At 61.6% G+C, this 22120-nt stretch carries 22 protein-coding genes and 1 tRNA gene; 6 read left to right on the top strand and 17 right to left on the bottom strand.

The annotated features are described in order from the left end of the window. Window positions 1-79: 79 nt before the first annotated feature. Window positions 80-1510 carry a magnesium transporter gene (mgtE, locus tag AC0L3N_RS16130; RefSeq protein ID WP_473485372.1) on the bottom strand — a complete coding sequence of 477 codons (1431 nt, stop codon included), beginning with the start codon at window positions 1508-1510 and terminating at the stop codon, window positions 80-82. Between the two features lie 551 nt (window positions 1511-2061). On the opposite strand from mgtE, the gene AC0L3N_RS16125 reads away from it, so the two are divergent. Together AC0L3N_RS16125 and AC0L3N_RS16120 are read left to right on the top strand one after the other, a co-directional pair. Next, window positions 2062-3399, top strand: a complete 1338-nt coding sequence (locus tag AC0L3N_RS16125) for a glycosyltransferase family 4 protein (protein WP_473548507.1) — start codon at window positions 2062-2064, stop codon at window positions 3397-3399. Further along, window positions 3396-4151: an HAD-IIB family hydrolase gene (locus AC0L3N_RS16120; RefSeq protein ID WP_473548505.1), complete on the top strand. Its 756-nt coding sequence runs from the start codon at window positions 3396-3398 to the stop codon at window positions 4149-4151. Before AC0L3N_RS16125 ends, AC0L3N_RS16120 begins: the two co-directional genes overlap by 4 nt. 22 nt (window positions 4152-4173) lie before the next feature. Here AC0L3N_RS16120 and AC0L3N_RS16115 read toward each other — a convergent pair whose 3' ends face one another. Continuing rightward, window positions 4174-5889, bottom strand: coding sequence for a GH32 C-terminal domain-containing protein (locus tag AC0L3N_RS16115; RefSeq protein WP_473548504.1), 1716 nt, complete (start codon window positions 5887-5889; stop codon window positions 4174-4176). 330 nt (window positions 5890-6219) lie between these two features. Continuing rightward, entirely contained in the window at window positions 6220-7239 is a 1020-nt protein-coding gene (locus tag AC0L3N_RS16110) for a phosphatase PAP2 family protein (RefSeq protein ID WP_473548503.1), read from the bottom strand. A gap of 68 nt (window positions 7240-7307) precedes the next feature. Between AC0L3N_RS16110 and AC0L3N_RS16105 the strand changes: the two genes are divergently transcribed. After that, window positions 7308-7595 carry a cupin domain-containing protein gene (locus tag AC0L3N_RS16105; protein ID WP_473548502.1) on the top strand — a complete coding sequence of 96 codons (288 nt, stop codon included), beginning with the start codon at window positions 7308-7310 and terminating at the stop codon, window positions 7593-7595. A 15-nt stretch (window positions 7596-7610) separates the two neighbouring features. Next, window positions 7611-8522: a dihydrodipicolinate synthase family protein gene (locus tag AC0L3N_RS16100; RefSeq protein WP_473548500.1), complete on the top strand. Its 912-nt coding sequence runs from the start codon at window positions 7611-7613 to the stop codon at window positions 8520-8522. Between the two features lie 111 nt (window positions 8523-8633). Here AC0L3N_RS16100 and AC0L3N_RS16095 read toward each other — a convergent pair whose 3' ends face one another. The 6 genes from AC0L3N_RS16095 to dctP all read right to left on the bottom strand — a co-directional run bounded on the left by AC0L3N_RS16095 (window position 8634) and on the right by dctP (window position 12177). After that, a complete protein-coding gene (locus tag AC0L3N_RS16095) occupies window positions 8634-8888 on the bottom strand; it encodes an RSP_7527 family protein (RefSeq protein ID WP_473548499.1) in 255 nt (84 codons plus the stop codon). A 48-nt stretch (window positions 8889-8936) separates the two neighbouring features. Further along, a complete protein-coding gene (locus AC0L3N_RS16090) occupies window positions 8937-9128 on the bottom strand; it encodes a hypothetical protein (protein ID WP_123151853.1) in 192 nt (63 codons plus the stop codon). A 104-nt stretch (window positions 9129-9232) separates the two neighbouring features. Beyond that, complete coding sequence (locus tag AC0L3N_RS16085; RefSeq protein ID WP_123151854.1) at window positions 9233-10522, bottom strand: TRAP transporter large permease; 1290 nt, start codon at window positions 10520-10522, stop codon at window positions 9233-9235. Window positions 10523-10532: 10 nt separating this feature from the next. Next, complete coding sequence (locus AC0L3N_RS16080; RefSeq protein WP_473548497.1) at window positions 10533-10946, bottom strand: TRAP transporter small permease; 414 nt, start codon at window positions 10944-10946, stop codon at window positions 10533-10535. Between the two features lie 174 nt (window positions 10947-11120). Next, window positions 11121-11276, bottom strand: a complete 156-nt coding sequence (locus tag AC0L3N_RS16075; protein ID WP_473548496.1) for a hypothetical protein — start codon at window positions 11274-11276, stop codon at window positions 11121-11123. Between the two features lies 1 nt (window position 11277). Continuing rightward, window positions 11278-12177 carry a TRAP transporter substrate-binding protein DctP gene (dctP, locus tag AC0L3N_RS16070; protein WP_473548494.1) on the bottom strand — a complete coding sequence of 300 codons (900 nt, stop codon included), beginning with the start codon at window positions 12175-12177 and terminating at the stop codon, window positions 11278-11280. A 237-nt stretch (window positions 12178-12414) separates the two neighbouring features. Here dctP and AC0L3N_RS16065 point away from each other — a divergent pair, with 237 nt between their 5' ends. Next, on the top strand, window positions 12415-13224 hold the full coding sequence (locus tag AC0L3N_RS16065; RefSeq protein ID WP_473548490.1) for a methyltransferase domain-containing protein: 810 nt from the start codon (window positions 12415-12417) through the stop codon (window positions 13222-13224). Window positions 13225-13425: 201 nt separating this feature from the next. Here AC0L3N_RS16065 and AC0L3N_RS16060 read toward each other — a convergent pair. Continuing rightward, window positions 13426-13510: transfer RNA gene (locus tag AC0L3N_RS16060), tRNA-Leu, on the bottom strand. A gap of 181 nt (window positions 13511-13691) precedes the next feature. Between AC0L3N_RS16060 and lipB the strand changes: the two genes are divergently transcribed. After that, on the top strand, window positions 13692-14483 hold the full coding sequence (gene lipB, locus AC0L3N_RS16055; protein WP_473548488.1) for a lipoyl(octanoyl) transferase LipB: 792 nt from the start codon (window positions 13692-13694) through the stop codon (window positions 14481-14483). 462 nt (window positions 14484-14945) lie between these two features. Here the strand turns inward: lipB and AC0L3N_RS16050 are convergent, their stop codons facing one another. From AC0L3N_RS16050 to AC0L3N_RS16020, 7 genes are all read right to left on the bottom strand, one after another. After that, window positions 14946-15629 (bottom strand): ABC transporter ATP-binding protein, encoded by a 684-nt coding sequence (locus AC0L3N_RS16050; protein ID WP_174654574.1) that lies wholly within the window; start codon window positions 15627-15629, stop codon window positions 14946-14948. Continuing rightward, entirely contained in the window at window positions 15626-16909 is a 1284-nt protein-coding gene (locus AC0L3N_RS16045) for a lipoprotein-releasing ABC transporter permease subunit (protein ID WP_473548487.1), read from the bottom strand. The genes AC0L3N_RS16050 and AC0L3N_RS16045 overlap by 4 nt, the downstream gene beginning before the upstream one ends. Then, window positions 16906-18234, bottom strand: a complete 1329-nt coding sequence (gene proS / locus AC0L3N_RS16040) for a proline--tRNA ligase (protein ID WP_473548486.1) — start codon at window positions 18232-18234, stop codon at window positions 16906-16908. Before proS ends, AC0L3N_RS16045 begins: the two co-directional genes overlap by 4 nt. A 543-nt stretch (window positions 18235-18777) precedes the next feature. Next, entirely contained in the window at window positions 18778-19062 is a 285-nt protein-coding gene (locus tag AC0L3N_RS16035) for a DUF1467 family protein (RefSeq protein WP_473548485.1), read from the bottom strand. Next, window positions 19059-19463 carry a methylmalonyl-CoA epimerase gene (mce, locus tag AC0L3N_RS16030; protein ID WP_095494636.1) on the bottom strand — a complete coding sequence of 135 codons (405 nt, stop codon included), beginning with the start codon at window positions 19461-19463 and terminating at the stop codon, window positions 19059-19061. The genes AC0L3N_RS16035 and mce overlap by 4 nt, the downstream gene beginning before the upstream one ends. 97 nt (window positions 19464-19560) lie before the next feature. Continuing rightward, on the bottom strand, window positions 19561-21231 hold the full coding sequence (locus AC0L3N_RS16025) for a ribonuclease J (RefSeq protein ID WP_473548483.1): 1671 nt from the start codon (window positions 21229-21231) through the stop codon (window positions 19561-19563). A gap of 64 nt (window positions 21232-21295) precedes the next feature. Beyond that, window positions 21296-22117, bottom strand: a complete 822-nt coding sequence (locus AC0L3N_RS16020) for a biotin--[acetyl-CoA-carboxylase] ligase (RefSeq protein WP_473548482.1) — start codon at window positions 22115-22117, stop codon at window positions 21296-21298. Window positions 22118-22120: the final 3 nt, after the last annotated feature.

Here is a 22120-nt window from a genome sequence, read left to right as displayed (position 1 = left end):
GCGAAAACTCGCAACCTGGGATACCGACTACCTGATGGCAGCTCTCCAACCCCGTTAACCTGGACTCGTTGCCCTGGCCTTATCCGGCTCCCGCGCCCAGATGCAGCCACCAGGTGGCAAGGCTAAGGAAGGCGAGGAAACCGATAACGTCGGTAATCATCGTCGTGAAGATTGATGACGAAATCGCCGGATCGGCGCCGAGCCTGTCGAGGAACAGAGGAATCAGAATGCCGCCGAGTGCCGCAGCCAGCATGTTCACGATCATCGCCGCGGCAATGACGAAACCGAGATCGGGATTGTGAAACCAGAGGCCGGCGACCAGCCCGAGGATCGCCGCAATGACCATGCCATTCAGCAAGCCGACCACAACCTCGCGGCGAATGACGCGACCGGCATTGTAGATATCGAGGTCGCGTGTGGCGAGCGCGCGCACGGTCACTGTCATCGTCTGCGTGCCGGCATTGCCGCCCAGCGAGGCGACGATCGGCATCAGTGCGGCAAGTGCGACCATTTCCTCGATCGTCGCACCGAACATACTGATCACCGAGGCCGAGATGAAGGCCGTCCCGAGGTTGACCAGCAGCCACGGAACGCGCGAGCGCGAGGTCGAGAGAATGCTGTCCGACAGTTCTTCATCGCCGACACCACCCATGCGCAGCAGATCCTCCTCTGCTTCCTGCTGGATGACGTCGACGACATCGTCGATGGTCAGCACGCCGACCAGCCGGTCATTCTCATCGACGACGGCGGCGGAGAGAAGGTCGTATTGCTCGAATTCGCGCGCCGCCTCTTCCTGGTCCATCGTGGCCGGAATGGCGTGCCTGGTCTCATGCATGACCTCTTCGACCTTGATCGAGCGCTTGGTGCGCAGGATCTGGTCGAGGTCGATGGCGCCGAGCAGCTTGAAGCTTGGGTCGATGACGAATATCTGGCTGAAGCGGTCGGGTAGGTTCTGGTCCTCGCGCATGTAGTCGATGGTCTGGCCGATCGTCCAGAACGGCGGCACCGCGACGAACTCCGTCTGCATGCGGCGGCCGGCAGTCTCTTCGGGATAGTCGAGCGAGCGGCGCAGCCTGATCCGCTCGGTGAACGGCAGTTGCGACAGGATCTCGTCCTGATCTTCCTTTTCGAGATCCTCGAGAATGTAGACCGCGTCGTCGGAATCGAGATCCTGCACCCCCTGGGCAATCTGCGCGTTGGGCAGGCTGTCGACGATGTCGCGGCGGATCGCCTCGTCGACCTCGGTCAGCGCGGAAAAATCGAAATCGGCGCCCAGCAATTCGACCAGCGCGCGGCGCTGTTCGGGATGAAGCGCCTCGAGCAGATCGCCGAGTTCCGATTGGTGCAGGTCGTCGACTTCACGCTTCAGCGTCAGCGTGTCGCGATCGGCGATCGCGGCGCCGATCTGGGCCAAGAACGACGACAGAATGGCGCCGTCCTCGCCATAAATGTCGGCATGGCTGCCGTCAGCGGCCCTGGCGCCGGTCGTCTGTTCGTCCTGGCCTTCCACCAGCGCCTCCCGCCATCAGAATTCCGGAAAAGGTGCCTGTCACGTCTAGAACATTGGACCCAAAAGTGGAAACCGGTTTTGGGAAAAATCCGATGCTCAAACACAAAGATAGTGCGGCGGCACGATTCGACCTGAGAGTCCGCCTCTATGGCGCAACGCGTGGGAATATCAAACGAAATACGCCCTTCCCCGCCGTGGAGCGAAGGCTGGTGCAACCGGATCGCCCGACAGACGTTGATGCCGCACTCGGCCCTCCCCGCAAGGACGCGAGGGCTCAGGCGATGAGGTCAGAGACCAACGGGCGCAAGGGATGACAGACTGATCGAAATGGCAGCCGTTGGACACCGTAAATCCTCGAAGAACCGTCGAACGTCGATTCCAGGCAACTCGGTGACCGAAATATGCGACAGAGCCGGTTTGCCTTACCATCACGTCAAATGCGTTGACCTGAGCGCATGCTCGGAATTTGCGAATGGAGGGTGGAATCCTTATAGTTGTGAATTGGGCACGCTTTCGACTGCGGGCGTGCAGAATCGTAGAGAAGGATACAGATGCCGGACGTCACCTCGGATGCGGCGACACCTCGAATTGCACTCATTTCAACCCACGGCTACGTAGCTGCCAACCCACCACTCGGCGCGGCCGATACCGGCGGACAGGTGGTCTACGTCCTGGAACTTGCAAAAAAGCTGGCCCAGTTGGGCTATGCCGTCGATATCTGGACGCGGCGATTTGAAGACCAGCCTCCTGTCGATGAAGTGGCAGACGGGGTTCGTGTCCTGCGTGTCGCCTGTGGCGGACGCGATTTTATTCCGAAGGAATATCTTCACCGCCACCTTCTCGAGTGGTGTGAAAACGCGCTGCGCCTGATTCGCAGGGAAAACCTCTCCTACGACTTCATCAACAGTCACTACTGGGATGCTGGTGTGGCGGGGCAACGACTGTCGGAAGCGCTCACTATCCCGCACATCCATACGCCGCATTCCCTCGGCATATGGAAGCAGCGCCAGATGAAGACGGATTACCCGGACAAGGCCGATACATTCGAGGCCGAGTTCAATTTCACCGAGCGCATAAAGCACGAGACGATCATCTATCGAAGCTGCGCGATGGTGATCGCAACAACGCCGCCGCAGGTGGACATGCTGGTCGAAGACTACAGTCTCGAGCGCGATCGCGTACACATGATCCCGCCCGGTTACGACGACAACCGGTTCTTCCCTGTCAGCGAGGCTTCTCGCCGGCTGATCCGCCATCGGCTCGGCTTCGAGGGGCGAACGATCCTGGCGCTCGGCCGGCTCGCCACCAACAAGGGCTACGACCTGCTGATCGATGCGTTTTCCGTGGTGGCGCCGCGTGTGCCGGATGCGGTCCTGAGGCTCGCTGTCGGCGGCGAGAACATGGACGAGCAGGAACAGAAGATCCTGAACCAGCTCAAGGAACAGGTTGAACAGCTAGGCTTGCAGGATCGTGTCGTCTTTTCAGGCTATGTTGCCGACGAGGATCTGGCCGACACCTATCGGGCGGCGGACATGTTCGTCCTGTCGAGCCGCTACGAGCCGTTCGGCATGACCGCGATCGAGGCGATGGCCTGCGGAACGCCGACCGTGGTTACGATCCATGGCGGCCTCTATCGCGGGATCAGCTATGGCCGACATGCGCTCTTCGGTGATCCGTTCGACAAGGAGGATCTCGGTATCACCATCGTCAAGCCTATGAAGCACCCGCGCCTCTACGGTCGCCTGGGCCGCATGGGTGCGCACAAGGCGCGCAGCCTGTTCACCTGGACAGGTATCGCGCAGCAGTTGGTCAGCCTTGTCGAAGGACGTCCGGTGTTGAAAGCGGTCGACGACCATGATTGGGACGAACCTTGGAACGACGGCGATTGAAACCGATCGCGCTTCTATCGAGTGATCTCGACGGGACTCTGGCAGGTGATCCGCCGGCGACGTCACGCTTTCGGTTAAAATGGGAAGCGCTCGATCCCGAGCACCGGCCGGTTCTCGTCTACAACAGCGGTCGTCTGGCCGACGACATTTTGAACTTCGTCGACGAAGCCGGCCTGCCAGCGCCGGACTATGTGATCGGCGGTGTCGGTACGATGCTCGCCGGTCCGCGGCACACCTCGCGTCTCGGGCATTTTACCCAGAGGTTTTCGGAAGGCTGGTCTCTTGAAAAGGTCGATGCGGTGCTCGGATCGCTCGAAGACACCGTCCGCCAACCCGACGGCTATCAACACGCCTTCAAATCGAGTTGGTACCTGCACGACGCAAGTCCGGAAGCCCTTGCCAGCATCGAGCGCGCTCTGGCCGAGGCCGGCCTGTCAGTGACGATGATTTATTCGAGTGGACGCGATCTCGACATCCTGCCGCGTTCAGCAGACAAGGGGCAGGCGCTGGCCTGGCTCTGCAATGAACTCGGCATCGGTCTGGATGAGGTGGTGGTCGCCGGCGATACCAACAACGATCGCAGTATGTTCGACCTGCCGGGTGCGCGTGGGATTGTCGTTGCCAATGCCCTTCCCGAACTGCTTGACATGGCGCGGGACAACCCGCTGATTTACAGCGCGAAGAAACAGTTCGCCCTTGGCGTCGTCGAAGGCCTCGCTCATTGGTCGGTGTTTGCGGACGCCCGATCCTGAGCTGAAAATATTGATCTCCCTGTCAAGGTTTGAGCGCCCATACCGTCGCGTGTAGAACGGCCCCCGTCTCGGCGATGAGACGTGCCGATTGTACCGGCTCAAAACCGCTGATCCGCTTCGTGCCAGCCCAACGGCCGCGATCCGCGAAAACCTCGATCGATCCGTAGTCGAGGAATATCCGCAGCCGTTTTGGACGGGCTCCCTTGGCGATATAGTGAGGAGATTCCGCTGCGCCGCCGTCTTCATGACAAATGGCAAGTCCCTCGTCGTCAACCACAACTTCAAGTCGGACAGTTGGATGTTGGAGTTTCAGGCGGAAATGGGCACCCGGCCTTTCCAACTCGAACAGGATTTCGACCGCGCCATTGATAAAGCTTACCTGTTCTCCGGCTGCGAGGCGTGTCCGATCCAGAATATGGCTCCGCAGGCTCTCGGCTGCTCCGATGGGCGGGGTATGCAACTCGCCTGCAGACAGATGGATATTGCGAGGCAACGTCATGGCTGTGGGGAAATCGATCGCCGGTCCGGTGTCGGCCCAGTTGGCAAGCCATCCTATACCGACAATGGCATCACCGTCGACGAAGGCCTGGAAGGCGTAATTATCCGTCCCGAAGTCCAGTTCCTGTTCGAATTCCTTGGCAAACGTCCGACCATCGAACCAGCCGACAATGGCCATGGTCAGGTTCTTGCGCCGGGTGGACTGGTCCTCACTATTCATCAGCCCGAGAATTAGAACCCAGCGCGTCGCGGGATCGGTCGCGGGCCCGTCGAGCGGCAGCAAACAGGGACATTCGATCGCCGTCGTCCGATAGTGTTTCTCGACCAGAAGCTTGCCGATATATGTCCAGCCGGTGGCGGCCGTATGGTCACGGGTTTCGTAGAGCAGGACAACGCCGCCTTCATCGCTCTGGCTGCCCAGCAGCATCTTCCAAAGGCCATCCGGTCCCCTGAAGACGTATGGGTCGCGAAAATCCGCTGTCAATCCCTCGTCAAGCGGGCGGTACGGCAGGATGACGTCGGCATTTCCCGCCATGATGAGGTCGCTGGAAGTGGCAGTGAGCTGGATTTGCTGTTCCGGGATACGGTCCTGTACCTGCTCGGTGAAAAAGACGCGAATACCCGGGCCATCGGCAAGCGGGACGGCTGAGCCGGAATATGCACCGCCCCGTTTGTCGGGCCTTGCGGTAAGATCTTCCGACGGGAACAGGAAGATGGGCATGTGACGCCACCGCAAATAGTCGGAAGATACGGCGTGGCCCCAATGCATCGTATTCCACCGAAGTCCATGGGAATAATGCTGGTAAAAGAGATGTGGGCGACCTCCAAACCGACCGAATCCGTTTGGATCGTTCATCCAGCCGAACGGCGGGCGAAAATGATAGCTGTCAGGGATGTTCGGCGGCGCATTTCCGGGATTGGTGTGGAGAACTGTAATGCCTGTCTCCAGCACGTCGGCCAATGCGAACCAGTAGGCAACCGATACCGAGGTTTGATCCGTGTCGTAGTCCAGTTTGACACTGCCGCCGCCGAAGACGTGAAAAATTCTGAATTCATACTCTTCGGCGTTCGTAACGCTCACCTCGCCGAACTTGCCACGGACATTGGAAAAAGACAGCGAGCCCGGAACGTCCGGCTTGGTCGCCTTAAGCCAGATATGGAACGTGGCGTTGACTGGCAGGTCGGCATGCAGGCTTCGAATGGTGTCCCCTCCTGCAATCCTCACCTGGATGTCATTCATAAGGATGGCTCCGTTCCGCGCGGCTTTCCCAGGCAGATCGAGTATCAAACCGGGTTCTCAACCTCGAAATGCGTTGCAGAAGGTTAAGGCTGGATTTTGACTTTGGCAAAGTCATTCCCCCGATCGACAGTTTCTTGACTTCAATCGCTGCGCGGATCGCGCCTGATCTCGCGGCCGAAGAAGGATGACAGCCGGAGAGCATGATTGCATTGTCCGACAGCGCAGACTTCTCTTTTCCGCGAGTTTCGACCTCGCGGATTTGTCGTCCCTTATGCAGAGGGCGACGCCCAGTTAACCAGCGCTGTGCCCCTGGCTGACATTGCCAGGCACCTAACCTTCTATGGGTTGGCGTACCGCAAACTGTGTCTCGATCTGCGCTGGCTGGCGTCCGGTCACCCACCAGATCACCGACACCACGATGATGGAGACGTAGCCGTCAACAGCGTAGTGCCATCCGGTATATACCGAACCGTACATTATCAGGGCTGCGAACATCCAACCGAGAATACCGAGCCAGAGATTGAGGGAAGAAAGCAGATAGGCATTCAGTGTGGCAAAGGCGACGTGCATGCTTGGCATGGCCGAGATGCCACCGCCAAGGTCTGGCCGGCCGCTCTGGTAAGCCGTCAGAAGATATGCAGCGGGCTCCCGCACCATGTGGCTATAGTCGAGACCGTCCATGGCGGCGTTGAGTCCGTTGAAGCGGCCCTCGCCAACAAACTGGTGGTAGTAGATCGGCCCAACCGATGCCAGCGCCAAGGCCAGCACAGTGCCGAGGATGGATAACGTCAGCGCGGCTGCCCAGAGGTAGCGGACGCGGCCAATCTTGTCCGACCAGAGAGACACGAAAAGCATCGTGCCGAACCACTGGAAAAACCAAATGACCTCATAGCTGTTGAAGACGACGATTGACCAAATGTTGCTGTCGAGCCTGTGCGTGAGTTCCCACGGCGCTGTCCCGTGCAACCATTCATCCAGATCGGCTAACCAGTTGTCCGCATAGAATGGAACGACGGACGGGATGGCCATCTTGTAGGTAGAGAACGCGGTCAAGCTGGCAAAGAAGAACAGCAGCACCAGCAAACAGCCACGCCAGCGCGCTCGGACCAAATCTACGGCGTAGCGAGTTGGTTTTCCTCGACCATAAATAAGCGCAGCGGAACAGACACCAGCAACAAACAAGATCGGAATACCGGCGGCGAACTTCTGGGCATAAACGAGCGTTAGGTGGAAGAAAGACTGCGGACTTATCGCAGACGCGCACGTCACGTAGATTGCCAGAAAGAACGCAAGGCGCAATGACCATTTTGTCGATGGACTGTAGTTCCCCGCCTCCGCAATTGAGATCATGCTAATTTACCAAGGTTCAAATGCCGACGTCGATGGCATTATGTATGTGATAGCGAAGCAAGCTTACCATGCGGTTACTTCAACGCCTGCCTGTCACTCATAAAGATGGCTCCGTTCCGCACTGGCACGACAACGAGCAGATCCTTGTCACGGTATCGGGCATGTGTAAGCTCACCATCGACGGCATCTTCGACGCACATCCGGGCGACCTTCTTTTCTTTCCCGCCGGCCCCGCCATTGCGCGATCGGCACGGGACCGGAAGGCTGCGTCCACTACAAAATCTTCGCGCCCGCCCGTCCGGACCAACTGCCGGGTTGGATCGGACCATCGGTCCTGCGCTACGACTGAAAGCTGAATTTAGGAGGATCTCATGGCCATCGGTCCTGACACCAAAGGTGTCTACACCATTGCCCCGACGCCGTTCGAGGCGGATGGCAGGATCGACTGGGAATCACTTGATTCGATGGTCAATTTCTACGAGCGCTGCGGCGTCGATGGGATGACAATCCTCGGCATCATGGGTGAGGCCCCGAAGCTCGACGCCGGCGAATCGCTCGAGATCGTCAAACGTATCGTGGCGCGCACTCAGCTGCCGGTCATCGTCGGCGTCTCTGCCCCTGGCTTCGCCGCCATGCGCAGCCTTGCGCGCGCCTCGATGGAGGTTGGCGCGCAGGGCGTGATGATTGCGCCGCCGCCGGCGCTGCGCACCGACGACCAGATCGTCACCTATTTCCGCAACGCATCCGAAGCGGTCGGCGAGGATGTTCATTTCGTCCTGCAGGACTATCCGCTGACCCTCTCGGTCGTCATGACGCCGGCCGTCATCCGCCGCATCGTCACCGACAATCCGGCCTGCTTCATGCTCAAGCACGAGGACTGGCCGGGCCTGGAGAAGATCAGCGCGCTGCGCGGCTTCCAGAAGGACGGCTCGCTGCGGCCGCTGTCCATCCTCACCGGTAATGGTGGCCTCTTCCTCGACTTCGAGATGGAGCGCGGCGCCGATGGCGCGATGACCGGCTATGCCTTCCCCGATATGCTGGTCGACGTGGTGAAACTGTCTGCCGCCGGCGAGCGCGACAAAGCGCACGATCTTTTCGACGCCCACCTGCCCTATCTGCGCTATGAGCAGCAACCCGGCGTGGGACTTGCGGTACGCAAATATGTAATGATGAAGCGGGGTGCCATCGCGTCCGACGCCCAGCGCAAGCCGGGCGGTGCGTTGTCGGCGGCGGCCCGACAAGAGGTCGACTACCTGCTTTCGCGGCTGGAAAGTCGTGTCTAGAGCGCTTTGCGCCCCGATGGAACCAAAACCGCGCTCTAACTCTTTGTTTCAACGCGTTTTGTCGAACGCCAGACGAAGACGTTTGGCTGCCTAATGCTCTAGCTTTCGTCTTCAGCTTTTCGACTTTTGGTTGCGGACGTGAGCCTCGACCGAGGGCGCATTGACGCCGGGTCCGGTCGGCGAACGGGCCAAGGGGAGCGAATGGCACCACCGGACTGCGCTACGGGCCAGGATCCGCAGAGCCTCGGCTCGTGCCTGGCGCGCCCTATGCTCCAGCGCCAGCAGATCCAAAGGACCCTGCCGCTGCCGCCAGGTGAACAGAAGATCATCGGTTTCTCGGGTTTGCCGATCCTTGTTCGGACACATCGGTGTTGTCCCTCCCGGCTCGTTGGGAAAAAGCGATACCGAACCGAGTCAGCGGCTGGATCGCTGATAGCCGGCGTGTTTTCTGCGCGAGCCGTAGCGCTTCTCGTAAAGCGGTCGCAGCAGCGACTGAATGTCAGGATCTGACACGCGCCTGCCTGCGGTTCTTGCCGAGTTGATTCCCTTGATCTGTCCATCGAGGGCTCGGCGCACTTCGTGCGGAAAAATGCCGTTTCGATACATCGCGCTCTCCTGATTGACGAGAATGTTGGGCGCGATAGTCGATGGGCGGCACTACGGAATAATTTCAAGGAGGAGGAATTTGATTACAGTTGTAGCAACGGAGATCAGCGCATTGTCGCCGGCAACCACAGGGCAATCTGCGGGAAGATGATCAGCAGCACTGTCGTCACGCCGAGCGCAATCGTCAGGATGCTGGTGCCCTTGTAGACCTTCGTCAGGTCGGCTCCCGCGGTTGTGCCAACGACGAACGCGACAAGGCCGATCGGTGGGAAGACAAGCCCGATAGTGACCATCATCATGGAAACGACGCCGAACCAGATCGGATCGAAGCCGAGCGAAGTGATGAGCGGGAACGTCAGTTGCAATGTCAGAAGCAGCAGCGGGATCTCGTCCATGAACATGCTGATGACGAAGTAGACCGCCAAAATGGCGATGATCACCACCCAGCGATTGAGATCGATAGCGGTCACCAACGCGACGATCTCCTGCGGGATACGGCTGAGCGTCATGTAGTGGCCGAACAAGGTCGCGCCGATCAGGATCAGGAAAATCATCGCGGAGATGCGAATCGTCGATTTCAGCGCCTGCAACACGTCGTGCGCCGACAACCTGCCTAATGCGACGCCGATCACGCCCGCCATCAACGCGCCGACCGCACCGACCTCGGTCGGAGTCGCGATTCCGAGGTAGAGCAACGCGATCACGACGACGATGAGCAACAGGCTCGGCCATACGCGCGCCAGGCTTGCCCAGCGCTCCCTGGCCGGAGCGCGATAGGTCTTAGGCGCATGCGCCGGGCTGATCGTGACCCAGAGATAGATCGTCAATGCCAGCAGGATGCCGGCCAGAATGCCGGGCACGATGCCGGCGACCAGCAGCTTGCCGACGGAAGTTTGCGTGGCGAGCCCGTAGATCACCATGGCGACGCTTGGCGGGATCAGGATGTCGAGCGTCGCGCCGACGCCGATCGCGCCGGCGGCAAGCTCGTCGGAATAGCCGTGCCGGCGCATCTCCGGCATGGCGATGTTCGACATCACCGAGGCCGCGGCGACGCTCGCACCAGACATCGCGCCGAAAACCCCGCAGGAGAACATGGTGGCGATAGCAAGCCCACCGCGGATGAGCGACAACCAGTTGCTCGCCGCCGTGTAAAGGTCGCGCGCCAGCCCGCTCGAAGCCGAGAAATAGGCCATCAGGATGAACATCGGGATCGTCGTGAGCGCATAGTTCGCCACCGTATCGAACGGCGTCAGGGCGACGATGCCCAGCATCTTGGCGAGATCGCCGGTCACCACATAAATGCCCAGCATGCCCGACGCGGCAAGCGCGACCGCGATCGGCACGCCGAGCAGCAGAAGCGCGACCAGGGCGACAAGGGGAAGCGCGGTAAGCATCGGCTAACGTTCACGATGCGGCGGACCGGTCAGGACGCGGCGGACTGGTCAGGATTGCCAGCACAAGAACAAGGAAGCCGAGCGGCGCCAGCAAGTACGCCGGGCTGACCGGAACTGGAAGCGCACTCAGTGTCGTTGGGTCGGAGAGCGAGCGGTATGCCTGCTGCACGGTCGCCGCCGCGAATACCAGGCAGCACAGTATGGCAATGACGTATGCGAGGTGCTCAGCAATCGATCGCAGCGACAGCGAAAGCCGATCCACCAGAAAGGTCACCCGGACGAAGGCTCCGCCTCGAAATGCGGAGGGCAGGCCGAGAAAGATTGCCGCGGTCATCAAGTATTTCTCGGTGAGCTCGTAGGCGATCAGGATCGGGCTGTTCAAAAAATAGCGACAGGCGGCGTCGGCGCTGGTCAGCAGCATCATGATTGCGGTCGCGGTGACGGCGACGTAAGCGAGCATGAGCTCGCAACGCCGCTGCCACGTCTCGATTCGTCCAAAAACGGTCATGTCGTGGGAAGGTGGCATCGTGTCGGACATCGGCTTCTTGAAGGATGAATTTTCGTCGAGGCGTCGTCTCGCTCTGGGAACCGGCGACCGTCAGTCGTTCAACATCTCGACGGTGGCTTCGAGAATCTGTCGAGCCTCCCCGTGGCCCTTGGCTTCCATTTTTTTGACCCACGCGTCCCAGAGCGGCTGAGCGGCGATCTTGTTCCAGCGCGCCACCTCCTCCGTCGGCATCGCGTAGCGGATCATCTCACGGTTTTCCGCCTCGGCCCTGTCGAGGGCTGCCTGTTCGGCTGCGTCGAAGAAGTTCCTGCCCCACAATTTCGAACCTTCGAGGCCGCTGACGCTCATGATGGCGTCGCGGATGTCCGTGGGCAGCCTCTCCTATTTCTGTTTGTTGGCGCACAGCGAGCCGTACACGGCAGAAAGCGGCGCGATCGTGTCGTATTTCGCGACCTCGTAAAGCCGGAAGGCATTCACCGCCTCCCCAGGGCGCTCCCATGCCGTCGACCACGCCCTTGTCGAGAGCCTGGTAGACATCCGGCATCGGGACCAGTGTCGGCACGGCGCCCAGCGCCTTCATCTGCTCGGTCGGCGGTCCGCCGGTCACGCGTATCTTGAGACCCTTCAGGTCATCCAGCGTCTTCACCTGTTTGCTAGTGGTGAGGAGGAAGTACGGATGGCTCGTCCGCAGCGCCAGCGGCTGGATCTCGGCATATTCCTTCCGCATGGCGGGGAACTTTTCGTAGAGCGTCCACAACACCTCGCTGCCTTTTTCGGCGGACGTGATCGGCAGGCCAGGCAGGGTGATCACGTCCGACAGCGGGGTGATGTCCGGCCAGTAGCCGTGGAAGCACCAGCCGATGTCGACGATGCCGGCGCGCACCGCGTTCCACGTTTCCGTCCCTTTCACCAGGGTCTGGCCCGGATAGTGCTCGATCTTCACGCGGCCTTTGGTTGCTTCCTCGATCTTCCTGATCCAGGGCTGCGTCGCGTGGACGGAGCCCCAGGAGGTCGGCGGATTCTGGTCGGCCACCGTCAGTGTCACTTCCTGCGCGGGTGCCGCCGCGATCAGAGCAAGTACGGTGGCCATGATCCCGACCGCCGAGACAAGGTTTCTGACGACGTTACATGACTGGTGATAGCTCATCCTTCGCGCTCCGCTGCTCTCATGTCGAGAACGGCATTGTCTCGGAGAATTTCGCTACAGAATGATTTCAGCGAAACGGAGTTTGGTTACGTCTGTAACAACGGGGAGCTTCGTTGTTGATCGCCCGCGGCGCCTTATGGCACTTTGCTGTGGAAGGAGGCGGGCCGCTTGGCGCCGATGCTGGCCTAACGTGAGCGTCAATAGCAACCAGCGGCAATAGCGATTGGGGAAAAACCCATGGCCAAGGCAGAGGAACTCCGGACCTACATCATCAAGGGTGGCGAGGAGGGGCGGTCGCGGCTCACCCTCATTTCGCGCGTGCTGGCGCCGGCAACCCGGGCGCTTCTCGACCGCTTCGAACCACTGAACGGAATGTTGGCGCTGGACGCCGGTTGCGGCGGCGGTCACGTCAGCTTCGAACTGGCGGCTCGGATCGGTTCAAACGGCCGCGTCGTCGGATTCGATCTCGACGAAGAGAAGCTGGCGGCGGCCCGCGAAGAGGCAGCCAACCGCGGCCTCGCCAATGTCGCGTTTCACCAGGCCAGCGTGCTCGATCCGTGGCCGGTCTCGGGCGCCGCGTTGGGCTATATCCGGTTCGTACTCACGCATCTCGCGAGGCCGGAGGACGTGCTGGCGAGAGCGAGGGCGGCACTGGCGCCCGGCGGGGTCTTGATCGTCGAGGACATCGACTATGCCGGCCAGTTCTGCGATCCGCCTTGTCCGGCCGTCGACCGCTATCGCGAGCTCTTTGTCGCGACGCTCAAGGCGCGCGGCGGCGACCCGTTCATCGGGCGCAGGCTGGTCCGCCTTCTGGAGAGCGCGGGCTTTGCCAGTGTCGACTCCTGTCTCGTCCAGCCCTTCGGGCGAAGCCGCGACGTCAAGCAGACCACGTCGCTCACCATGGCGGCGATTGCCGAGGCGATCGCGACATCGGGCATCGCCTCCGCCGAAGAGGTCGACCATGTGACGCGGAGATCAAAGCCTTTGCCGACCGGCCGGACACGACCATATCCCTGCCGCGCATCTTTCAGGCGTGGGGGCGAATGAGTAGCTGAGAGATGCATTGCCTTCCGGCAACGGCCTTGCCGTATGACGGCTTTGCGTCAAACCACGCGGTTAGTGCGCGGCGTTCCGCGCCCAAACCACCCGCAGGTCCGGGCAGTGTTTCAGCTTGCATAAACAGTCTTGGGAAGAACTGCAGGGAAACACAAAATTGCGCAATAAAAATAGTAGCTTATTGGATAAAGCTGGTGCGGTCGAGAAGACTCGAACTTCCACGGGTTGCCCCACAGCGACCTCAACGCTGCGCGTCTACCAATTCCGCCACGACCGCACGTGGTAGGAGCCGGAACGAACCGGCTCGCGGCGTGTAGCAAATCGTTTCCGGCGAAACAAGGGCGCGTCGCGCAATAATTGCCCGGCATTCAGCATAACCCTCCAAAGGGGTTGGAACGCGCCCGGAACTGGACGTTTCAACTGATTGCCGCCATATGTGGGGCGACACGAGACACACCATGACAGAACGCAGCCAGATCGCCACGTCGTTCCTGCCCCTGCCCGGTTCGGCGCCGGTCGAATGGCGGATCGAACCCGGCCTCACCGCCTATCCGGATGCGCTTGCCGTGATGGAGGCGCGTGCCGAAGCGATCCGAAGCGGCGCCGCCGGCGAGATGGTCTGGCTGGTCGAGCACCCGCCGCTCTACACCGCCGGCACCAGCGCCCGCATCGAGGATCTGATCGAGCCGGACCGTTTTCCGGTGTTCGCGGCCGGGCGCGGCGGCGAATACACCTATCATGGGCCAGGCCAGCGGGTCGCTTATGTGATGCTCGACCTGAAGCGGCGGCGCGAGGACGTCCGCGCCTTCGTCGCCGCACTTGAACAATGGATCATCGGCACGCTCGCCGCCTTCAACGTGCGTGGCGAACGGCGCGAGGATCGCGTCGGCGTCTGGGTGGTGCGGCCGGATCGCCCGCCCCTGGCCGACGGATCGCTCGCCGAGGACAAGATCGCCGCCATCGGCATCAGGCTGAGGCGCTGGGTGAGCTTTCACGGTATCGCCATCAATGTCGAGCCGGATCTCGCCCACTTCAGCGGCATCGTGCCGTGCGGCGTACAGGATCACGGCATCACCAGTCTCGTCGATCTCGGTCTTCCCATAACGATGGCCGATCTCGACCTCGCGCTAAAATCCGCCTTCGAGGATGTCTTCGGACCCGCGGCACCTTTGCTTGTCGAGTTGGCCCGCAAGATCGGCTCACAAAGCGGCGCTGAACCACCGAGCTCCGACGCCGCCCTCACCCGGTGAAGAACGGGTCGCGCTGCGTCACATCGCTCCGATCCAGATCGCCATGGAAATGAGAAACGTGCTCATGCACACCAGTGACACGACATCCTGAATAAGACCGGTCATAACTCTCTCCTGTTTTCAGTATGTTCGTATTTTGTTCTGATTTTGTTCGAATGTCAACGACCGCAATCAGAGCGTGTCGCGAAATTCGGGCGCTCAGTTCGGCAGGGTTAAGGAAAGGTTGAGAGGCGGATCTCCGCCGTTTCCGCGCTGGCTGCGTGCGGGAAAACGCGGCCGCTGGTGATCAGCCCGTTAGGTGTGTCGAGATTCAGGTCAGGCCGCGCCGGAGTCGAAGACGGGCGCGAAGCGACCAGAATGGTGGCTTCCGAGAACCGGAGCGGAGCGTACTTAAGTACGTGAGCACCGGAAGCGCAGGAAACCGACGTTCGCAGGCCGGCATCACCTGAATATCGATACACCCTAAAGCGGAACAACCTTGCCGTCGGCCAGCGTGACTCGACGGTCCATGCGCGAGGCAAGCTCGTGATTGTGGGTGGCGATCAGCGCCGCCAGCCCCGATTGCCGGACCAGCGCTCCCAATGCCTCGAACACATAGGAGGCGGTGACCGGGTCGAGGTTGCCGGTCGGCTCGTCGGCAAGCAGCACCAGCGGCGCATTGGCGACGGCGCGCGCGATGGCGACGCGCTGCTGCTCGCCGCCGGACAGTTCGGACGGCCGGTGTTGCGCCCGCTTGCCGATCTGCATGTAGTCGAGCAGTTGCGCCGAACGCTCGGCAGCCTCCTTGCGCGTCAGCCCTTTTATCAGCTGCGGCATCATGATGTTTTCCAGCGCCGTGAACTCCGGCAGCAGGTGATGGAACTGATAGACGAAGCCGACATCGTTGCGGCGGATCGCCGTGCGCTCGTCGTCGGAAAGCCGCCCGCAGGCGCGGCCTGCCAGAATCACGTCGCCGGCGTCGGGCCGCTCCAGCAGTCCGGCGGTGTGCAACAGCGTCGATTTGCCGGTACCCGAAGGCGCAACCAGCGCCACGATCTCGCCGCGCTTCAGCGAAAAATCGGCGCCGTTGAGGATGGTCAGCTTGCGCGGCCCCTGGACATAGTGCCGCTCGACGCTCTTCAGCTCGATAATGGCCTCGGCCATCATTCGTACCTCAGCGCTTCGACCGGATCGAGCCTGGCCGCGCGCCATGCCGGAAACAGCGTCGCCAGGAACGACAGCACCAGAGCCATCAGGATCACCGAGATCGTCTCGCTGGCGTCCATGCGGGCAGGCAGCTGGCTCAGGAAATAGAGCTCGGGATTGAACAGCCTCTCGCCGGCCAGCCAGGAGAAGAACTGGCGGATTCGCTCGACGTTCAGGCAGATTACAACGCCCAGCAGCACCCCTGCGATGGTGCCCACCACGCCGATCGCCGCGCCCGTCATCAGGAAGATGCGCAGGATTGCGCCGCGCGTGGCGCCCATGGTGCGCAGGATGGCGATGTCGTGGCCCTTGTCCTTCACCAGCATGATCAGGCCCGAGATGATGTTGAGCGCCGCCACCAGCACGATCAGCGTCAGGATCATGAACATGACGTTGCGCTCCACTTGCAGCGCATCGAAGAAAGTCCTGTTGCGTTCTCGCCAGTCGACCATGGTGATCGGCCGCTGCGACGCCTCCTCGACCTTCGCTTTCAGCGCATCGACATTGTCGGGATTGTCGACATAGATCTCGATCGCCTGAGCCCGGCCATCCATGTTGAAATAGAGCTGCGCTTCCGAGAACGGCATGTAGACGATGGAGCTGTCATATTCTGACATGCCGACCTCGAAGATCGCCGTGACCGGATAGCCTTTCATGCGCGGTGTCGTGCCGAGCGGCGTCACATCGCCGTCGGGCGCGATAAGCGTGATGGTGTCGCCGAGCACAAGACCGAGATTGTCGGCCATGCGGCTGCCGATGGCGACGCCCTCGCCTGTGTCGAAGCCGGCGATCGAGCCCTGCTTGATATTGCTGGCGACGATTGAAATCTTGCCGAGATCTTCGCCGCGTATGCCGCGCACCAGCGCCCCTGATCCGCCGCCGATGTTGCCTTGCGCCAGGACCTGCCCGTCAATCAGCGGAATGGCGTATTGGACGCCGGGCACGCCGTTGATGCGGCCGGCAACCTGCTCATAGTCCTCCAGCGGCATGTCGAGCGGCTGCACGATCAGATGGCCGTTGACGCCGAGGATGCGCGTCAGGAGCTCGGCGCGAAACCCGTTCATGACAGCCATCACGACGATCAGCGTGGCGACGCCCAGCATGATGCCGAGGAAGGAGATCGATGCGATGACGGAGATCACCGTCTCCTTGCGGCGCGAGCGCAGATAGCGCCATGCGACCATGCGTTCGAAAACGGAAAAAGCTCCGGCGCCCGGGGGTTTCGCTGCGGCTTCGCTCATCCGGCAAAACCGAAGCGTTTCTTCATGTCCACGATCGGCAGCGTCTCACGCTCGCCGGTCCTGCGATTCTTGATCTCGACCTCGCCGGCCGCCACGCCGCGCGGCCCGACGATGACCTGCCACGGCAGACCGATCAGGTCGGCGGTGGCGAACTTGCCGCCTGGCCGCTGGTCGGTATCGTCGTAGAGCACGTCCTTGCCGACGGCGACAAACGCCGCATGGAGTTCGTCGCAGACGCGGTCGCACTCGGCGTCGCCGGCCTTCATGTTGATCAGGCCGATGTCGAAAGGCGCCACCGCCTCCGGCCAGATGATGCCGTTGTCGTCATGGCTGGCCTCGATGATCGCCGCGACCAGCCGCGTCGGACCGATGCCGTAGGACCCCCCGGAGGCAAAATGATCCTTGCCGTCGGGCCCGGTCACCTTGGCACCCATCGGCTTCGAATATTTGTCGCCGAAATGGAAGATGTGGCCGACCTCGATGCCGCGCGCCGAGACCCGGTCGCTTGTCGCAACCTTCTCCCACGCCGCCTCGTCGTGCATCTCGTCGGTCGCGGCATAGGGCGTCGTCCATGTCTTGACGATATCGCCGATCGCGGCATCGTTGGAGAAGTCGGTGTCCGCCCCCGGCACATCAAGCGCGAGATAGTCGCGATGGCAATAGACCTGGCTCTCGCCGGTGTCGGCCAGGATGATGAATTCGTGGCTGAGGTCGCCGCCGATCGGCCCGGTGTCGGCACGCATAGGGATTGCCTGCAGCCCCATGCGCGTGAACGTCCTGAGATAGGACACGAACATCCTGTTATAGGCCGCCTTGGCGCCTTCGAAATCGAGATCGAAGGAATAGGCGTCCTTCATCAGGAACTCGCGCGAACGCATGACGCCGAAGCGCGGCCGCACCTCGTCGCGGAATTTCCACTGGATGTGATAGAGATTGAGCGGCAGATCCTTATAGGACTTCACATAGGCGCGGAAAATCTCGGTGACCATCTCCTCGTTGGTCGGTCCATAGAGCATGTCCCGGTCCTGCCGGTCCTTGATGCGCAGCATCTCCTTGCCGTAGTCGTCATAGCGGCCGCTTTCGCGCCACAGCTCGGCGGACTGGATGGTCGGCATCAGGATCTCGAGCGCGCCGGCCCGGTCCTGCTCCTCGCGAACGATGCGGCAGACCTTGTCCAGCACCCTTTTGCCGAGCGGCAGCCAGGAGAAACTGCCTTGCCCCTGCTGGCGGATCATGCCGGCGCGCAGCATCAGCCGGTGCGAGACGATTTCGGCCTCGCGCGGATTTTCTTTGAGGATAGGCAGGAAATAGCGCGACAAACGCATGGACTGGTCCGTGAGAGAGAGGATTGCCGCACCGGAATCGGCGCAGCGCAGGCTTGCTTGCCCCGCTTCATAGCCATTTCATGACGGAATGGAAACCCGCCCCTCGGGACGCCGCAAAGGGTCCGCAGTGCCTCATCCGCCTTGCTGGTCGTTTCGCAAGCAACGCCTGCCATACTATTGTGCACTGCAGCACGAGATTGCTTATTTCCGGGCAAAATTCTGCGTGACATTTTCACATGCCTTGGTCTAATGTGCCCCGATAACCGAGAGGGCGGAAAGAAATCTGCCCTCCTACGCGGTCAAAGTCTTGGGAGGATGCGATCTAGGCGCGGTTACTCGCTGCCGCCGGACACCGGAAACAGATCGGACGCGTTTAAATTGCAAGGCCTTGTGCCTTGCATTTTTTTTGTGCAATCATCTGGTTAGCACGACAAATTACTAAACCACTTTACCTTGCGTCAGCACAGCGGGTTCGGAACCTGCATCGGCTTCCAGCCCGGATTGGTGCTCGCATGCAAGATGTGGCCAGCCGTGCCCGGCGGTCTAATTTTGGGGTCTCTGGCTGAAATCCGGCACGATGTGCAGGATGTCGTCGATGCCGAGGCCGAGCCCCCTCGTAATGCCATAGAAGATGCCAAGAAGAACCATCGTGACGATCGTCGTCCGCAGCACGGCGCGCAGCATATGGGGTCCGCGCGGCGCGCTGGGTACCGTGCCCAGCGTCACGTCCTCATCCTCGTCCTGCGTCCTCAGACTGAACGGCAGGATGGCGAACAGCACTACCCACCATGTGATGAAGAACAGGGCGAGGAACGAAACCCAGCTCATGCTTGCTCCAGTTCGACCAGCGTGCCGAAGAAATCCTTGGGATGCAGGAACAGCACCGGCTTGCCATGCGCGCCGATCTTCGGGTCGGCGTCGCCAAGGACGCGGGCGCCGCTGGCCTTGAGGTGATCACGCGCGGCAAGAATGTCGTCGACCTCGTAGCAGACATGATGCATGCCGCCCGAGGGGTTCTTCTCGAGGAATGCCGCGATCGGCGAATCCTCGCCGAGCGGCTCCAGCAATTCGATCTTGGTGTTGCCGACATCGACGAACACCACCGTCACGCCATGCTCCGGCAGCGCCTGCGGCGCGCTCACCCGAGCGCCGAGCGTATCGCGATAGGCCGCCGTCGCCGCGGCCAGATCCGGCACAGCAAGCGCGACATGGTTCAGGCGTCCGAGCATAGGTTTTCCTCAGGGCAGTAAGGCAATAGGGCAGTATGGGAGTAGGGAAAAACTACTTCTCCCCCTACTGCCGTACTGCCCTACTCCCCTACTCCCCTTACCTTGTGACGAACACCGTCACCAGCGGCTTCTTGCCCCAGGCTTCATTGGCGGCGCCGCGGACGGCGCGGCGCACTGCCTCCTGCACGAGGTCGAGATCTCTTCGGCGCTGACGGGGGATGGAGTCCACGGCGCCGATTGCCGCATCGATCATCAGGTCTTCCAGGCTCTCGCCGTGGGCATCGGCCTCGGCGACGCCGATGGCGACCAGATCGGGATCGCCGGCGAGCTCATACCTGTCGTCGAGCACGACATTAACCGCGACATGGCCGGCAAAGGACAGCTTGCGCCGGTCGCGAATGCCCATCGCCTGGTCAGTGCCGATCAGCCTGCCGTCCTTGTAGATGCGGCCGAACGGCACCTGGTCGATGATCGTCGCCGCACCGGGATAGAGCCGCAGCATGTCGCCGTCGCGGACCTGCGCCACCTGGCCGATGCCGGACACCGACATCAGCGACCCCTGCGCCACCAGATGCGCGGCCTCGCCATGCACCGGCACGCCGATCTGCGGGCGCACCCATTGATACATCTTGCGCAATTCGCTGCGACGCGGATGTCCGGAGACGTGCACCAGCGCATCGCCGTCCTCGATGATCTTGATGCCGAGATCGATCAGCCGGTTCTTGATCTCGAGGATGCCCTTCTCGTTGCCGGGAATGGTGCGCGAGGAAAACACCACCGTGTCGCCTGCCGTCAGCGACACCGATTTCATCTCATCGCGCGACAGTTTTGCCAAGGCCGCAAGCGTCTCGCCCTGGCTGCCAGTGCAGATGATGACGAGGTTTTCGCGCGGGATGAAGCCAAAGTCCTCCTCGGCGATGAATTCAGGCAGCCCGTCCATATAGCCGAGCTCGCCGGCAACATCGATGACGCGCTTCAGCGAGCGGCCGAGCACCAGGCACTGGCGGCCAGCATCGCGTGCCGCCTTGGCAATGGAGACGATACGCCCGACATTGGAGGAAAAAGTGGTGACCGCGACCCGGCCCTTGGCGCTCTGGATGACGCCCTTGAGGCCCTCGCCAACCGCCACTTCCGATGGCGATTCCCCTTCCCGCAGCGCATTTGTGGAATCGCAGATCAGCGCCAGCACGCCGTTGTCGCCATAGGCGCGGAAGCGGGCCTCGTCGGTCATCGGCCCGATCGTCGGCGCCGGATCGATCTTCCAGTCGCCGGTATGGATGACGGTGCCGGCCGGCGAGGTGATCGCCAGCGACATCGGTTCGGGGATCGAATGCGCGACCGGGATGGCCTCGATCTCGAACGGGCCGACGCTGAATTTTTCGCCGGCGCGGTAGATCGTCACCGGGATTTTCGGTGCACCTTGCACGCCCTGCCGCTTGGCTTCCAGCAATCCAGCGCCGAACGGCGTCATCCAGACCGGCGCCTTGAGCTTCGGCCATGTGTCGAGCAGCGCGCCGTAATGGTCCTCATGCGCGTGCGTGATGACGATGCCGCGCAGATTGGCGATGTTCTCCTCGATGAAGCGCGTGTCTGGCAGCACCAGGTCGACGCCGGGCAGGCTGGCATCGGGAAAGGTGACACCGACATCGACGACGATCCATTCGCGCGCATTGGCCGGGCCGTAGCCATAGAGGGCGAAGTTCATGCCGATCTCGCCGACGCCGCCGAGCGGCACGAAGACGAGTTCGGCGTTTTCCGCTGTCGCCATGATCTTTCCTTTCCTGGCCGGTCAAGCCAAGCCCTTCCAAACGGGGCCGGTCAAACCTGACCCGTCAAAACTGGGCCGACGCGACTGCACCGAAATGCACATCGCCGGCGGCGATCGTCAGAACCGAACCCTCATCGTCGCGGATCACGAAACGGCAGTCCTCGTCAATGGTCTCGAACGTGCCGCGCACCACATTACCGTCAATTCTGACAGCAACCTGCCCGCCAAGCCCTGCCGCGCGCGCCAGCCAGCGCCGCCTGACGGCGGAAAGCCCGCGCCCATCATTCCACAGCCGCGCATTCTCGCTCCAGGCATCCGACAGCGCCAGAAACAACGTCTCGGCATCGCAAGCAGCGCCCAGCGCCCTGAGCGATGTCGCCGGATAAGGCAAATCTTTGGGATAAGCCACAACATTGACACCGACGCCCACAGCCACCGCGAAGCGATCGCCTTCGAGTATCGCCGATTCCAGCAGGATGCCGGCAAGCTTGGCGCCGGAGGCGAGCACATCGTTTGGCCATTTCAGCTCGAAACGGCTTCTTCCATCGCTGCCGCCGTCGAGGCCGATTGCGATCCGGCCCTTCGGCACGACGGCGTCGAGCGCATCGGCCAGCGCCAGGCCGGCGACGAAGCCGAGCGTCGCAGCCAGGCGAAGCTCGGCATTTGTGACCACCAGCAGCGTCGCCGCCAGATTGCCCTCGGGCGTCGCCCAGACCCGGCCTCGCCGGCCACGACCGCTTTCCTGTTTTTTTGAAACGACCCAGAGCTTGCCCGGATCCCCCGCCCGCGCATGGTCCAGCGCCAGCGCATTGGTGGAGCCGACCGTGTCATGTGCCTCGAGCCGAAACCCTTCCGAGGCCGCTGTTGGAGCCAGCCGAAATGCCATCCC

This window comes from Mesorhizobium sp. WSM4807 (assembly GCF_055811615.1).
The sequence above is the reverse complement of the archived record's forward strand: the minus strand, read 5'-3'. Positions and strand labels throughout refer to the sequence as shown.